The 16,763-nt window shown below is 43.8% G+C and carries 13 protein-coding genes; 2 read left to right on the forward strand and 11 right to left on the reverse strand.

The window, feature by feature from the left end:
• Positions 1 to 11 precede the first annotated feature (11 nt).
• The gene (locus K1X84_10095; GenBank protein MBX7151980.1) at positions 12 to 362 is read left to right on the forward strand and encodes a hypothetical protein; all 351 of its coding nucleotides are present in this window, start codon (positions 12 to 14) and stop codon (positions 360 to 362) included.
• A 220-nt stretch (positions 363 to 582) separates the two neighbouring features.
• On the opposite strand, the gene K1X84_10100 is transcribed toward K1X84_10095, so the two are convergent.
• Both K1X84_10100 and K1X84_10105 read right to left on the reverse strand, forming a co-directional pair.
• Positions 583 to 1,092, reverse strand: coding sequence for a transcriptional repressor (locus tag K1X84_10100; GenBank protein ID MBX7151981.1), 510 nt, complete (start codon positions 1,090 to 1,092; stop codon positions 583 to 585).
• 52 nt (positions 1,093 to 1,144) lie between these two features.
• Positions 1,145 to 2,464: a tetratricopeptide repeat protein gene (locus K1X84_10105; GenBank protein MBX7151982.1), complete on the reverse strand. Its 1,320-nt coding sequence runs from the start codon at positions 2,462 to 2,464 to the stop codon at positions 1,145 to 1,147.
• A 221-nt stretch (positions 2,465 to 2,685) separates the two neighbouring features.
• Here K1X84_10105 and K1X84_10110 point away from each other — a divergent pair, with 221 nt between their 5' ends.
• A complete protein-coding gene (locus K1X84_10110) occupies positions 2,686 to 3,351 on the forward strand; it encodes a hypothetical protein (protein ID MBX7151983.1) in 666 nt (221 codons plus the stop codon).
• Positions 3,352 to 3,425: 74 nt separating this feature from the next.
• Here the strand turns inward: K1X84_10110 and K1X84_10115 are convergent, their stop codons facing one another.
• The 9 genes from K1X84_10115 to K1X84_10155 all read right to left on the reverse strand — a co-directional run.
• Positions 3,426 to 4,031 carry a hypothetical protein gene (locus K1X84_10115; GenBank protein ID MBX7151984.1) on the reverse strand — a complete coding sequence of 202 codons (606 nt, stop codon included), beginning with the start codon at positions 4,029 to 4,031 and terminating at the stop codon, positions 3,426 to 3,428.
• Positions 4,032 to 4,149: 118 nt separating this feature from the next.
• A complete protein-coding gene (locus K1X84_10120; protein MBX7151985.1) occupies positions 4,150 to 7,650 on the reverse strand; it encodes a cadherin-like domain-containing protein in 3,501 nt (1,166 codons plus the stop codon).
• Positions 7,651 to 7,682: 32 nt separating this feature from the next.
• A complete protein-coding gene (locus K1X84_10125; protein ID MBX7151986.1) occupies positions 7,683 to 8,693 on the reverse strand; it encodes a hypothetical protein in 1,011 nt (336 codons plus the stop codon).
• A gap of 300 nt (positions 8,694 to 8,993) precedes the next feature.
• Complete coding sequence (locus K1X84_10130) at positions 8,994 to 9,614, reverse strand: response regulator transcription factor (GenBank protein ID MBX7151987.1); 621 nt, start codon at positions 9,612 to 9,614, stop codon at positions 8,994 to 8,996.
• An 80-nt stretch (positions 9,615 to 9,694) separates the two neighbouring features.
• Entirely contained in the window at positions 9,695 to 12,760 is a 3,066-nt protein-coding gene (locus tag K1X84_10135) for a hypothetical protein (GenBank protein ID MBX7151988.1), read from the reverse strand.
• 65 nt (positions 12,761 to 12,825) lie between these two features.
• Entirely contained in the window at positions 12,826 to 13,539 is a 714-nt protein-coding gene (locus K1X84_10140; protein MBX7151989.1) for a LytTR family DNA-binding domain-containing protein, read from the reverse strand.
• 4 nt (positions 13,540 to 13,543) lie between these two features.
• Complete coding sequence (locus K1X84_10145) at positions 13,544 to 15,436, reverse strand: hypothetical protein (protein MBX7151990.1); 1,893 nt, start codon at positions 15,434 to 15,436, stop codon at positions 13,544 to 13,546.
• An 11-nt stretch (positions 15,437 to 15,447) separates the two neighbouring features.
• Positions 15,448 to 16,500 carry a histidine kinase gene (locus tag K1X84_10150; GenBank protein MBX7151991.1) on the reverse strand — a complete coding sequence of 351 codons (1,053 nt, stop codon included), beginning with the start codon at positions 16,498 to 16,500 and terminating at the stop codon, positions 15,448 to 15,450.
• Positions 16,501 to 16,558: 58 nt separating this feature from the next.
• Positions 16,559 to 16,763 (reverse strand): hypothetical protein (locus K1X84_10155; GenBank protein MBX7151992.1); only part of this gene is annotated, 205 nt, incomplete at its 5' end.

Consider the following 16,763-nt stretch of genomic DNA (forward strand, 5'->3'; position numbering starts at 1 on the left):
GGATGAGACATATGAATATTTTGAAAGCATTGTTTTATCAAAATTCGACAAAAAAGAAAATTAGAAAAATAAAAAAAGATATTAAAAAAATTATTTACCCGATTTGTCCTGAAAATTTTTGGATCGAATGGTATGGTGCGTATGATATTGATCCAAAAAACCTTGTTTTTTGGATTTGCGTTAAGTCAGATGTAATGAAAGTGAGCCTTAAGTCGAACATGGAGTTAAAACATAAACTGAAGGATATTCTTATTAAGCATGATTATCCAGAATCAGCAAGGCCATTTGTAAGTATCGATTTTGAGTCACAAGAAACGGTTGATAGAGAATCAGACGGAAATTGGTATCATCATTTTAAATAAACGCCTTTAGATCACCGTGTCACAAACTTTACCGTTGGAGCTTTCAAATACGAATTATCGGCAAATCTATGTTGAATTTTTCCAGCCAGTCTTTATAAAAAACACAAAACATGTAAAATCAATACACAAAAAATAATGTATTTACATAAATGTGTTTAGACTAAAGAAGTAGGTTTCTGAGGTGAGTGAAGTTTTCAGCTGTTTAAAAAAGAATAAAATCTTACACGTACGGATTGACATACGTCGGCACGGCGGCGCCGCTTTTCTGGCAGTCTTCGCAGACACCAAACATGTGGAGGATGTGGTAGGTCATTTTGAAGTTAAATTGTTTGCAGATCATATCTTGTAAGCGTTCGATATCTTCGGATTCGAATTCGATGATTTTACCGCACGACGTACATTTCATGTGTTCATGATGATGCCGTCCGTAGGTATGTTCGTAATATGCCGTCGTCTCGCCTAATTTTGCTTTCCGGATCAGCCCGCATTTTTCCAAAATTTCCAGAGTCCGGTAAATCGTTGCCCGGGAAACGCGTTGTTTTTTCTTCATCATGCGCATCAGGATATCTTCCGCTTCAAAATGAAAATCGGTGGTATAAATTTCATCCAGCACCGCAAAACGTTCCGGCGTGGCTTTCAGCCCTTGCGAATAGAGAAAACTGCGCAATTTATTATGAATTTCTTCTTTTTCTTTTTCGTCTAAAACAGGATGTCTTCGTTTGACTTCCACGCAAATACCTCATGATTTAAGAAAGTAAACTCAAGCCGAGCAAAAATATTCCTCAATGTCCGCGATGGCTCGGGCCTTCGTCTCGCGGTTTTTGGGTCGGCTGAGTGGTCGTCGATGTGGGAGTTAGGTCATTGCCGGTGATTTCTTTATACAAATCTTTGGCCGTAGGATAATCGATTTTTTTCAATTCTTCTATGACGGCCATTGCGCGGTCATGTTGTCCCGTAGTGTGATAGACCAAGCCGCGGTAATAATGCGCATTGAAATGCGCAGGCTTCAGCCGCGCCGCTTCTTCAAAATGCCGCAACGCATCCTGCAAGCTGCCGGACTGGTAAAAAGCCAAACCTAAATTATAATGGCACGAAACATATTCGGGATCGATGGCAAGGCATTTTTGATAATTGGCAATCGCGTTGGGATAATCTTTCTGATCGTAGGAAACCAAACCAAGATTATACATTGCAAATTTGTAATCAGGCTGAATCATTAGTGTCTTTTGATAAAATTCGGCCGCTTTGGCATATTCTTTCTGATCGTGATGGATCAATCCGATGTAATTGCACGCATCGGCATGCTCGGGATTCAATTGCATCGTTTTGGTAAAATAATCCAACGCCTGTGGATATTGTTTCTGCTCGTAATGCAAAATTCCCAAATTGTACAACGGCGCGGTATATTGCGGATCGAGTGAACTGGCTTTTTGTAAATATCCGATCGAAGTCGGGTATAATTTTTTGTTGAGGTAAATCAATCCGGCGTAGTTATTGGCTTCAACATGGTTGGGATCCGCCTGAAGCGCTTTTAAAAAATGATCCAGCGCCTGATCGTCTTTGTACTGGTAATAGTAGCATCGCCCGAGATTATAATGCGCGTAAATGTAATTGGGATCGTATTGCAAACATTGATTGAAAAACGGGATGGCTGTATCGTAATTTTTTTTGATGTAATGAATTAAACCGATATAATTGATCGCCGGCACATAGTCGGCTTTGACGGCAACGGCTTTGTTGAAATAATCGAGCGCTTCGTCATCGCGGACCAGATTGTAATGGCACAAGCCGATATTATAAAAACTGTATGGGCGAAAATAATTACCGTCTTTTTCGATTTCGAGCGCTTTGTGAAAACACGGGATGGCTTCCTCGTACTGTTTTAAGTCCATCATATTGAAACCCAAATAAAACCATGCTTCGAGGTATACCGGATTTAATTCGATGGCTTTGCGGCAGTGATCGACGGCATTCTGGAATTGTTTGTTATCCATAGCCAACTGGGCCATTTTATAATAATCTTCCGCGCTGGTTGGGTTGGTCGAAGTCTGATTTTTTTTGTCATCGTTGGCGCGCCAGGGATTGCCGGAAAAATCACTCATAAAGTCTCCGTAAGAATGAGCGGGTTTTTAAATGTCGATGGCTGAATTTATGTCTAATTCGACAACAGCGCAAGTTTTTTGAGGAAAAAACTTCTTGCAATTAGAACCATTTTCTTTTAGAATTTGTCGCTTATCATGTCTATTTCATCAAATCTTTGTGATGCCGCCTGTAGGCGTCTTTTCCTTGTATCGAAACCCCAATAACATTTTGAGGAGGAGTTATGAAAAAATTATTAGCCTATGCTGTAAGTTTGGCTTTTGCATGGCTGGTATCAGGATGTTTCCAGACGGAGACATGGACTACCGTCGATTCCAAAGGCGGTATGCAAAGAAAAATCGATATTCAGATCGGTAAGGACAGTAAAGACCAACTCAAAGCCAAGAAAGAAAGTTTTGAGAAAGAAGGCTGGAAAGTCAGTGAGGAAGAAAAAGACGGTAAATATCACCTGATCGCCGAAAAAAAATGGGAAGACGGCAACCAGTTTGCCTCACCGTTCAATGATTCCAAAATCAAAATTGAAAAAAAGGATAAAAAAGTATTTTTCAGCGAGGAATTTGATTCAAAGAAATCGGCCGGTATTACCGATACATCCCGTTCGGCCTGGCACGATCTGAAATATACTTTTCACGTGACGATGCCGGGTAAAGTCGACAATTCCAATGCCGATAAAAAAGACGGCAACACCGCAACGTGGGAAATCGATTATAACAAAGTATTTGATGTCGGTATGATCACAATGACGGCCGATTCATCCGAAGGCGGGGGCATTTGCGGTAGTACGATGTTTATCACCGGTATCGGATTAGGACTGTTCCTGTTCGCGGCACGTTTGATATTTAAATGGATCGCGAACCGCAAAAAGCTGAAAATCGTTACGCAAAATTAGGGCTTCGTTCCGGAAAAATTTAAAAGGCTGTTCAATTTTTTTGAACAGCCTTTTTTTATTTTTTATTGATTTGATTACTGTAATACTTGTTTCGATAACGTGGTTCTTAACCGCTCTATCTCTGCGGACAACGCAGCCCGGCCGTCAGCCGTAGCGACATTGGCTGAAAATGACACATTCAAAATCTGAACCTCGGCAAGACTGGCCGTGTAATTGAGCAGTGCAAAATAATTCTGCGCTTTGACAAGATGTAAATAATCGGCGTCATACGGCAGCGTATGTTCGAATTCCCAGCTTGGATCGCGTGCCAGAGCCGAATCGGCCTGAGTATTGGAAGCGGCGTACGATTTTTGAGCGTTGAGTACGAAAGACCAGCCGGCGAACAATGTGGCCGAACGGTTGTTTTTTCCGGCCGCACTCGAAAAGTCCGATGCCGCAGAACTTAACTGATCCGTACGTAGTCCGCACCAGCCTTTGCCATTGTACGCTTCCGCCATGGACGCATCGAGCGTCGACGCCTGATCAAAAATATCGAACGCCCCGTCATAATCGGCCTGAATGAAAGCATTCCATCCCTGGGCGATCAATTCGTCGTACGTCGGTTCAGTGGGTACCGGATCATCACCGCAACTCATTCCGATGATTACGAAAAACAGTATGAAAAAAATTTTGATTCGCATATTTTTCTCAGGTTTACTGTCACTTCGAGCTTTGTCGAGAAGTGACAAAAATTTTATAGAATCCTTCGTTCATGTCAGTTCTCGACCTTGCTCGAACTGACATTACGATTCACTAATTTCATCGAATCAACAACATTTTCTTGGTCTTGACGAACGACGACGATTTGATCCTATAAAAATACACGCCGCTCGCTGCACTTTGTCCATTCAGATTGGTACCATCCCACAATACACGATATTGTCCGGCCAATTGAAAGCCATTGGTCAGCGTTTTTACTTTCTGGCCAAGCATATTGTAAACGCTGAGTTCGACGGTTTCGTCTTTTGCCAGATCGTACACGATCGTCGTCGTCGGATTAAAAGGATTGGGATAATTTTGATTCAGCGAAAATGCTGATGGAACAACATTCGTTCCTTCAAATTGTTCGTTTTCCATTAATTTAAATAATCCCAATTCCGTCACAAACGCTTTGGCTTGACGTTCGTTTTGAAAGACCTGTGTGCGCAAAGGTTTCCATCCATCGACGGTGTAATGGTAAATAAATAACTTCCCTGGATTTTTCCATGCCGACGGTTCGTACGTCATTGTCAGTTCCAGAGGTTGCGCCCACGAACCGGATGGTCCGAATTCGACTATGGTTTCACCGGCTTGTTCTTTTTCAAACGCCGTGAAATACGTTTCGTTTTTTAAACTCAGTTTAGGAATGGTCAGAACGGATTGTTCACTCAACGATTTCAGTTGCGCTGTCAAGCTCGGTTTGGCGAGTGTGACATTAAATGAGCGTATTTGCACTACGGCGCTACCGGTTACCGATGTTGCGTGTGTGCGAATCGTATACGCTCCGTTTTGAGTAAATTCGATGGTGCCATGATAAATGCTGCCGCTGCCGCTCATGATCACTGATGCTGAATCGCCGCCAATGATCCGTCTGACGACCGGAACGCTTTGAAGCGTCGTATCGCCTACGACATAAATATCCGCGTATTTTGATAGCGCCGGATTTTGAAGAACGGACGTAGTGAGCGTCAATGCAATCGGGGCAGAAACCGTAACCGATACCGAGGCCGTATCTAGTCCGCCGTTGCCGTCAGTGACGATATACGTAAACTGATCATTACCCGAGAATCCGTTATTGGGTGTATAAGTGATCGTTGTATCGCCTGAATTTTTTACGGTACTTCCATTCGTTCCATTTGAAACGGATTGAATGGTTAACGTATTGCCATCGGGATCGATATCGTTATTGAGCACATGAATCGTAACGGCTGTTTGGAAAGTCGTTGTCGCATTATCATTCGCAGCTATCGGCTGCGCATTGACAGCATCAATAGTGATGTTAAAAGTATCCGAAACGGCTGCATTGCTGTCATCGGTTGCTGTAACATAAATCGATACGACGCCGGTCTGGCCGGTAATAAATGACAATTTTAATCGCCCGCCGATGACGAATGGTGTAATTTTCCCCGGATTCGATGTTCCAACGCTAAATTCTAAATTCGAATCATCCGCATCAGAAAAATGTGCGGCAATGGAGTCGAGCGTGGTGTCGGGATGATTGATCGTGACGGAAAAATCGGAGTACGCAAGCTCAAGCATTGGCAATTGATTGGTTGGTGAAGTCGGCGTTGCACTTAATTCATTGGAAAACCCGCTTGCGTTGAAAGCATTATCCACGGCGACGATTCTGAAATAATATGTCGTTCCAGCGTTTAATGAAAAAAATGTTTTTGTTGTGTCTCCAGTTGTAGTCGAATCAATCTGAATAGTCGGATTAACCGATGTTCCGCTGAAAATGCGGTAACGCAATATATCCGGTTCGCTGTTTTCCATCCATGATACGGTCACAAGACTGTCGCCTGCGACAACAGAAATCAACACGGGCGCATTGGGGGCGGTAATGTCCCCGGGCGTGACGGCAACTTCGTTGGAGTAGGCGCTGAGTTGATGAACGGTATCGGCGGCAGCGACGCGGAAAAAATAGGTTGTGCCATTGTTCAGGGGAGAAATAACTTTGGACGTATCGTTAATTCCGCTTGTTGAATCTACCAGCAACGTGGGGTTCGGAGACGTACCTTGATAAATATAATATTTTAAAAAATCCGGCTCCGTATTTTTTTTCCACGACAATGATGCCTGTCCATTGCCGGAAAGGGCAATTAAATCTTTAGGCGCAGCCGGCGGTACATCCGGTGCAATGAAGGTGTCGATCATCGCCAAACTGCGAAGACCTGTGAAATCTTTGGCGTAGATGAACATCCGGTATGTACTGTCTTTTTGTAAAGAACTTAAATCGGGATCGAAGCTGACGTTCACGTTGCTTCCCGATGCAAATCCGCTGTAAGACAGTGTCGCCGTATTAACCCCGGATTTGTGGAAATAATATTCCAGTGACGCAACGGGCACAACAGCTTGTGGCGCGGCGTATGTTTTGAAAAACGAATTCGCGTTCAGAATACTCCACTTTTCATTCGCGTCTTTTGCGCGAAAATACAAGGTGTGAAATCCTGACGGAACTGAGCCTATATCGACAGTGAAATTTTTCGTGATATCTGTTCCGGCAGAGATCGATAATTGGCTGCCTGCGCCTAGCCCAGGATCGTTGTCGATAAAATATTCGAGTTGGACAATGTTAGGTAATCCGGACGGTGCAGAAAAAGTTTTGAAAAACGGATTGGCATTTAAAACGGTCCACTTTCCGTTCGCGTCTTTTGCCCGAAGATACAAGGTGTGAAATCCTGACGGAACTGAGCCTATGTCGACGGTGAAGTTTTTTGTGATATCCGTACCGGGAGTGATCGTTAGTTGGGTTCCCAAACCTAGCCCAGGGTCGTTGTCGATGAAATATTCAAGCTGGACAATGTTAGGTAATCCGGACGGTGCAGAAAAAGTTTTGAAAAACGGATTGGCATTTAAAACGGTCCACTTTCCGTTCGCGTCTTTTGCCCGAAGATACAAGGTGTGAAATCCTGACGGAACTGAGCCTATGTCGACGGTGAAGTTTTTTGTGATATCCGTACCGGGAGTGATCGTTAGTTGGGTTCCCAAACCTAGCCCAGGGTCGTTGTCGATGAAATATTCAAGCTGGACAATGTTAGGTAATCCGGACGGTGCAGAAAAAGTTTTGAAAAACGGATTGGCATTGAGCACCGTCCAGAGTCCTTTGGAATCCTGCACGCGAACGTAGAGTGTATGAAATCCCGAACTAAGTGCGTCCGTATTGATGCTGAACGATTCGGTAATATCGCTCCCAATAGGATTGACAACGACATTCGTTCCAGCTCCGAAGCCGGGATCGTTGTCAAAAAAATATTCCATCTTCACTATATTTTGAAGCGCCGGACCGGCTCCGTACGTTTTGAAGAACGGATACGCATTCGTGATACTCCACAAACTATTGTTATCGCGCGTACGTACGTACAACGAATGAAACCCATCGGATATTGTGGCCAGTGGCACGCTGAAATTGAGCGTGACACTCGCGCCAGGAGCCGCCACAGTAATCGGAGTTCCGTTACCAAAACCCGGATCGGAATCGATAAAATATTCCGCGCGGTTTATGTTTTGACCGGCAAGCCAACCCGTACAGAGCCACCAAAAAACAAACAGAATTTTTTTCATAAAATTTTTTCTGTATTCAATTTCTGTGCGGGTTAATTATTGGATTTCGCTTTCACCGTCACGTTACTCAAGTCTGAATTCGCTGTAATTTCATAGATAGACGGAATAGGCGGCACGCCGGAAAGAACATACGCGTTATTTTCACTGGTATCGAACATGCCGCAGTCGGCGCCGCCAAAGCCGGCATTGTCTGCCGGGCCAGCGGGTTGGATCTGCCATCGTGCGTCGGCGCTTCCGGTTAAAGTAAAGACCGATGACATTGATTGATTTATCTTACAGAAATAGGGAGTGCCCGTATAAGAATTGAATTGCGTGCTGTTTGAAATGCAGTTATAGGGAGTGCTTCCGGTAACCGTGAAAGTGCCTTGATATAAAATGTTATTATTAAATTGTATCGAATGAATGGTAACATGTTGTCGAATAACATTATTAAAAACTTCCCCGGTAGTTGAATAAGGGATATATAGCGCAGAATAAGTAGTGCCAGCTTTATCGATGAAATTATTTTTGATATAGATACGCGTAGCGCCATTAACTCCGTCAGAACCAACATTGATGGTTGGATTACCACTGGAACTATTGTTTTGGAAAAGATAATTTTGTGATATCGTAATACTGTCTTTGTTGGAATAAATGTAGATAGCCGCTTGAGAATTTTCTTCAACGAAGCATCTTTTAACGCTGATTTTGTCTGTATTGATATACAGCGTCCCGGTGAATCGTATACCCATGACCACGGTTCCTTGTGAACCGGCATTGAACGTACATTGACCTACAGATGCGGCATTCGTATCGGCCTGTAAACCGGTATTTTGACCCAGGAAAAAACCAGGCCCAAAAATAAACAATTTTTTAGTAAAAGTAATACCTGCATATGGTGTGCCCGATCCTGCTATCAGGATGGTGTCACCACTTGATGCTCCGGAATGAGCGGCAGAAAGCGTTGTGAAATTGGCGCCCGGACGATTGTCAACCGTCCATACTTTTGCTTGAGCTGAAAAACTCAATAACACGAGTCCAATGAAAACGAAACATGATTTCATGACTTTTTCTCCTTGATGTAAATTGAAAAGAATTTTATGTAAACAAAATTTTGTAAAAGCCGGTCATCTTGACTGAAATGCCGATCCTAAAAATCGATACACTGTCAACTTCTATTACCTGTTACAGATTTCTTGCGTGTGTGATGAAGTGCAAAGTGGGTATAAACGGGTCAGTTTATGGTAGCTAATTTACCAATAAGTCGCAACGAAAAAACCACATATTTGGGTGGGTATTAATTAATAATAATTTGTCAAATGAATAAAAAAGATTTGCAGACTAATACACAATTTTTGTGTATTTCAGCGGGTTTTTAGAACTTTTGAGATGAGTTCCGCTTTGGAATGGACGTGGAGCTTTTCGTAAATATTGCGGATGTGAAAGCGGGTAGTTTCCATGGAAATGCCAAGCCGGTCGGAAACCATTTTATAACTAAGTCCATCAACGAGGGCATGCACGACGTCTTTTTCACGCGCCGTAAGCGATTCCGGAATAGTCGAACCGGATTGATTGGAAAAATATTCCGTGACCTTCCGGGCGATTTGAGGCGACATGGGCGCGCCACCGGCAAAAAGCGTCAGAATATCCTGTTTAATGTCGGTAAATGGAGCGCTTTTAAGTACATAACCGTTAGCGCCGGCGCGAAGTGAACTGAATATTCTGTCCGCATCATGATAAACGGTAAGCATCATGATCTGTATGGCTGGAAATCGTTCTTTGATAGGACGAATGCCATCAATACCGGACATGCCGGGTAATTGGACATCCATGAGAAGAATATCCGGAGTGGTTTTACTCGATGTTAAAAATTCTTCTACGGATGCAAAAACGCCCACCGACGTCATATCGTTTTGCAAACGTAAAAAGGCATCGATCGCACTGCGGATGCCTCGATCATCTTCGATGATAGCTACTTTGATCAATTTAGCACTGGGTTTTGGCTTTGCCATAAGAAAGCTCCAAACTATACTATAAACAATCACATAAACATGTGGGTTGTTTTTTAGAGAGAAACTGTTATCGAAAAACGAGTTCCGTACGGCTCGCCATCCATATTCAACGCAGCGTGCAGCCTTTCGGCACGCGCGCGAATGTTGCGCAATCCATGACCGGCCGACATGACGTTCGGTGAAAAGCCAACACCATTGTCAGAGACGGTCAATATCAGGTTTTCCTGTAAAGGCCTGACTGTAATGTGTACGTGCGTAGCGTGCGAATGCTTGAGGATATTATTACATACTTCTTTAAAAATAAGGTATACGTTTTGACGAACTTCCGGTTTAAGCGTGCGATCGACCGTTGGTATTTCCGCGTTGAGATCAACGGTCATGCCGCCGGCCGGCAAAGAAGTGAGCGCATATTCTTTCATGCGTGTCAGTAAATGGATCAGGGTATCGTTGCGTGCATCGATGGACCAGACAATGTCACTCATCGATCCGATAATGTCCCGGCTCATGCGGCCGATTTCGGTCAGCAACGATTGCCCTTCCATCTGATTGACGCCGGATTGCACAAGCTCCGAATACAAAGCGATTTTACTCAATGATGAACCGACGTCATCGTGAAGATCGCTGGCAATTTGAGTACGCAACCGTTCAATACGCAAAAGCTGGGTTACGCGGGTGCGGTAAATTGTCCACAGCGTACTAAAGATCGTTATAATCATAATGCCGCGAAACCACCATGTTTCCCACCATGGCGGCGTGATAGTCAGCCGGACAGCCAGACCTTCGTTATTCCAGATACCGTCGCTATTGGATCCCCATGCATGGAAAACATATTCCCCCGGTTCTAAATTGGTATACGTCACAGAGCGCCGGGTGCCGGACGATGCACGACTCTCATCAAAGCCTTCCAACATGTACGCATATTGATTACGCGAAGGATTGGCAAAATGCAAAGCGGCAAATTCAAATGAAATAACATTGTCGGCATAGCTCAAAATAATATGTTTGGTGAGCACAGGCTCTGTCCCAAGAGGATAGGTCAAATTGAATCGTTTGAATGATGTAAAAACGACCGGCGGAATATATGAATTGTCTCGAATACTATCGGGAAAAAACCGATTGAATCCGTTGATCCCTCCGAAAAACAGTTCACCCGATGCTGAGCGGTAGACTGCAGCATTGTTAAATTCATTGCTTTGAATACCGTCGCTTTCGAAGTAATTTTTGATTTGTACCGATCGTTTTGAAAAAAAATCAGTCGTATCGTTTATGCTCAAATGGATCAACCCGTTATTGGTACCGGCCCAAATATTGTTACTGACAAAAGTAAGGGATTGAATAGTCATACTGGACAATCCATCATCGGTCGTAAGCGTCAGCCACTTTCCGGATTTTGGATCCATGCATGAGAGACCATTGCCAAGCGTTCCGATCCACAACCATCCTCGTTCGTCCACCAATAAAGCGATTACATCCGGTCCTTTAGTATTTTCGGACATGTAGGGCCCAAAAGCCCATCGTTCGAAGGAACCACCGTTCCATCGTGCAACGCCAAGGTTCGTACCAATCCATAGATTTCCGGATGAGTCGGCCGCGAGGCAATGAATATGGTTGCTGATAATAGAATGTGAATCGTTTTCAGTAGATTCGAATCGCATCCATGAGCCGTCTTCATTTAATCTGTTCAATCCTTGTGCATCGGTGCCCACCCAGAGTTTTCCATTGGCATCTTCGGCCAGCGATGACAGTAAATTGCCACTAAGAGATGATGGATCATTCGGATCGTTCAAATAGCGAATAAATTTTCCTCGGACAGGATCCCATCGATTGAGGCCGTTCTGCGTGGCTATCCACATTGTACCATTGCGTGCCGACAGCATGGCCATGATATAATCATTGGACAAACCGTTTTTAGGATCACTGGTAAAAACAGAGCGGTATCCTTGGTCGAACCGATTGATTCCTCCTCCAGACGTACCGATCCAGAGCGCACCGGAAGAGTCGATCGTAATCGCTCGGACGTCATTGTGCGTGAGCGCGTCCTGACCGGTCGTGATGTGAGGAAATTTGCGCAAAAAAGGATCCCAGCGATTGAGTCCGCGATGCGTTCCCGCCCACAATGTACCGGCGCGATCGACTAAAATGCTCCAAACCGTATTGTCCGACAAGCTATGGGGATTCATGGATTCGTTACTGAAATGATCGAAACGGTCAGAACCGGGATATTTGACGCTCAGGCATTCCAATGATCCAACCCATAACCGCCCAAATCCGTCGGCTCTCAGGCTGAACAATCGTTCTGACTGCAGTGAACCAGGATTGTCACGATCTGGAATCCAATGAATAAAACTATCCGAAATTTCGTCATAGCGATCGAGCCCTCCGTATGTTGCAATCCATAGAAAACCGTTGTGATCGATTTCCAGCGCAGTGATAAGATCGTGAATTAAACCAGATGGCTTTTCAGGATCGTGCCTGTAATATTTAAAATTTTCGGTTGTAGGATCAAATCGAACTAAACCGCCACGAATCGTTCCCACCCAGATCATGCCGTTTTTATCCTGGATGATCGATGAAACAGCCGGATTCGTAACTCCGAGTGAAGGAGGGGCTTCAAAAGAATAACGTTTGAACTTTCCTGTTGCAGAATCCAGGAGGTTTAGTCCTGATGAAGTGCCAACCCAAAGGCGCCGGTTGCGGTCTTCAAAAATTGCGCGAATTGAATTATTGTCGATACTGGTTGGATCACCGGGATCATTGCGATAACACACAAAACGTCCTGTCGTACGATCGTAACGATTTAATCCGCCGCCGCGCGTGCCAATCCAAAGCATGCCTTTAGAGTCTTCGAATAATGCACGGATATGATTATGCGATAATGAGAGAGAGTCACCGGGAATGTTTCTGAAAATTTTAAATTCGTACCCGTTATATTGATTCAAACCGTCTTCGGTTCCGATCCATAAAAAGCCGTACCGATCCTGGATCATCGTAAAAACAGTTATTTGCGACAAACCATCCTGAAGGCCGAACCGATCAAATTCCGGTTTGACGGATTGTGAACGGAGTAAACCAGAAGGGTAGATTACGACAAAAACAATTATCCACTCAAGGAGTTTCATAGAATGAAGATCAAAATTTGAAAAGAAAAAACTACAACATAAGGACGGGCATGTCAATAAGAAATTTAGCGCAAAACCGCTTTGATCTTTGTTGCATACCGGCGGCTGACGACAAACGGTTCGGTTATGGTGTGAATATACACATGGTAGGATTGATTTGGAAGCGGCTCGACACGATCGACCAGTTCTAAATTAATCATAGTACCGCGGTGAATACGGAGAAAATATTTTTCCGGAAGGCGGTCTTCCCATTCTTTCATCGTTTTCGATAATAAAAACTTTCCGGTTTGAGCCGTAATTTCGGTATAATCGCCGGCCGATTGAATATATAAGATATTTCTGATTTTCAGAAAAAAAGAACGATGATGATCGGCGATAAAAAGCCGGTCGTCGTATTCAAATTTTTTCGGATGATGGGGCACGGTCTCATGATTCTTCAAGCGGCGCAACGCGACGTCCAGGCGCTGTGCACTGACCGGCTTCAAAAGATAATCAAGCGCGTTGACTTCGAATGCGCGGATCGCATACACGTCAAAAGCCGTCACAAAAATAATTTTGCACGGAACGGAAAGACGTTCCAATAAATCAAACCCGGATTCTCCGGCCAATTGAATATCGAGAAAAATTACATCCGGTACGTATCGTTCTACGGCAGCTGTCGCAGAAGCAAGATCATCCGCTTCGCCTATCACTTGGATTTCAGAATGGTTCGCCAGCATCAAGCGCATCTCGCGGCGCGCCAGCCGTTCATCGTCTACGATCAGGGCTTTGTATGTCATCGGCTCAATGCGTTTTTAATTGAGTGGAAATTTGTTGAAATAATGCCGCCGAGTTTTTGTCTTCAGGAAAATATTCAAGGTATCGGCTATAACAATAGAAAGCTTTTTTGATCTCATTTTTGAGATAATACGTCAGACCCAGATCACGATACACGACCGGTTTGGAAGCGTGTGTTTCACGAAGGAACTTCAGGAAAGCCAACTCAGCTATTGAATCTTGTTTTACGGCAAGAGCAAAATTACCGAAGGATAATAAAGGCCATGAATTCGGTTGTGAAGCATATAGACCTTTTGCCCACCATTCGATTTTTCCGGGGGAAGATGTTTTAAGGATCGACCATTTTGCTTCGTCCGTCGGCACAGATTCAAGTCCATACGTTTTCAAAACCAACGAAAGATTCAACGTATCGCCAGACGTAACGTTGCGGGCGAATAAAGCGGTTCTTGCATCCCAGAATAGCAAACGCCAGTCCGGATTTCCGGCGAGGTCGATCGTCCAGTTCAATTCTGATGTATGATCGTAGACAATCAAATCTGGTTGGTAACGTCGTATCAATGTCTGAACGCCGCCGCGTTGCGTGCTTTGAATATATTCTTTGTAAATCGTTTCACCGATCACTTCTAAAAAAGAATAAATATAACTTGGCTGTTGAACAGTCCAGTTTAACCAGTTACCTGAATTAACATTATTGAGAATCTTTCCTTTGTAATTCCGGCTGATCATATAGGATTCTGTTTCCTGAGGAATTTGAAGTCCCAAACCTGTTGACAAAGCGCGATCATCGGCGGCATAATAAGCACCGGTTACAATACGAACTCCGATGACCAACATAATCGCAGCAAATAAAATGACGGCCATCCGCTCTATACGCTGTAATTGACCGGAAAAAGAAATCAATAATTCCCGTAAATTTTTTGCAAGCAAGGGGACTGAATACATTACAAAAAAAGGAATATTTCGCATCTGCGTGCATGACAAATACAAAAAAGCAAGCAGAATGATCCATTCATGCAATGCGATTTTTCGAAAACGCAGCAGAGAAGTTAGCATAGTCAAAATTGTCAGAGCGTAATACAAATACAATACTTCAAGCGGAATGTGGGTCAAGACCCGGATATTTTTAGACCACGGCGACAAAAGCTCGATAATACTATTTTTAAAAGTATTGGACGGATCGAAGCGAGTGAGAAGTTGAAAGGGATACAAAACGCCGTCGATGAAATACGGATTGACCAGAATCGCCGCAAAACTCAACCCGATCCAGCGCATGGCTTCGCGATTCATTTTTTTTTGGCGCCATAGCGTCATCGTATAAGCCCCGATGATGCCCGTTCCGATCATATACAATCCGTGTGAATTGACCCACAACAGCATGATAGCGGGTAATAAAAAAAGCGTTCGCCGCGAGAAATAGAGATGGGCGTCTAATGCCCACACTAAGACTGACATGTATAACCAGCTAAAAATTTCGGGACGATGATTGAAGCGGCCTTCCATGATCAGAACGGCAACCAAAAGGCATCCGATGATGACGACATTCGATAACTGCAACGATTTCATCCGGTGCATCATCAATCCAAAGACGATTAATATGACGGCCGTTATGCCCAGGGAAATCGCAGGATAGCCTCCAATTTTATATAAGCCGTACATTGCCAGGTCATACAGCCAGTAGAGATTAATAACTGGATGATCCGTGACGGTATAAGTAAAAACATCGTGGCGCATGAATTGTCCGTTTTCAAGCATCCACTGTCCCGCTCTCAGGTGAAACCCAAGGTCTTTATCGAAAATCATCTTCAATGAAAATACAGTGACAAGTAAGAATAAAATGCAATAAGCTAAACGATGTACTAGTTTGACGTTACGATCGGATTGATTGCCGGCTGATATCATTCCTTAACTCCTCACTCTAAATCGATTTCGATGACCGCGTGTACCCATCCGTTTTTTTCATCAATGGTAAAACGATGACGTCCGGAGAAAGCTTGCTGAAGGCGCAAACGAACATTATTCAAGCCAATACCATTTCCGGACGACGAATTGCTTTTTACCAATTTACCCGAGTTAGATAATTCAAATCTGAAACATTTGTTTGAAACGGATGCGATCAAACGAAGACGCAATGGTTTTGAGCTCGTCTGCATTCCGTATTTAATAGCATTTTCAATCAAAGGATGAATAAGAAAACCAGGGATATTAATATTTTCAGCCTCGTCCGCAATGTTCCACTCGATAACAAGTTTCTCTTCAAACCGGATTTTTTCAATGAGCAAATAATGACGCATCGCAGTAATTTCATCACGAAACGCAACGAGCTCCGTTCCCGTATTGGCGAGTGAATAACGCAAAAAATCGGCTAATTCCGTAACCATCTCGCGGGCTCGGGCATGGTTTTCATCGATCAGGGCTTTGATGGAATTGAGAGCATTGAATAAAAAATGCGGGTTGACCTGATATCGCAGCATCAGGAGTTGCGCCTGCTGAGCAAGTCCGTACGCACGCAAAGCATTTTCTTTTTCTGTTTGTAGCGCCCGGCCATATCGAATACCGGCGTATCCGGCGCTCCATGCCATCAGCATGGCCCAAGCATTGATAACACCTTTGGCGGAATACTTGAACCAATTTTCAGGATCCGGATCTTCGAGAAGGTAATAGTTACCAAAAAAATCGCTCACGCCGGTCCATAAAATACCCGCGACCAGCGACGCTACTATGATCGTCATTAACATCCGTAAATAGGACGTCGTAATCTTCGGCCAAATGTTTTTGTAAATGATGATTAAGCCGGAACTCAGGAAACATCCGACTGCAGCGTGAAAATAATTGCGTTCGAATGCAATTTCATTGGAAGGATTGAATGATCGTGCGATCAGATATAAGATATGCGCGTATACCGTCCATCCGATCAGTTGCGCGGCAACAATGATAACCGATTTTTTTTTAAAAAGCGCAGGCATATCTTATCTCGTTTTGAAAAACAAAAAAGTATAAGCAATTCTGCGCATTTCAAAAAGACTAATGTGCAAAAAGCTTTAAAAAATCGCGAACGCAATTCCACACTTCCCGATCTTCATTTAATATAACCGAGCCATGCGATCCTTTGGCGGAGTGACAAAATTGTTTGTTGCGATGCGTGATAGCGTCGAAAATAGGTTTGGATAGATCAACTTCTTGAGTGCCGCAAACGATCAGGCACGGTTGCGTTATCTGTGAAGCCCAG

Source organism: bacterium (assembly GCA_019695335.1).
Classification (GTDB): domain Bacteria; phylum CLD3; class CLD3; order SB21; family SB21; genus JABWBZ01.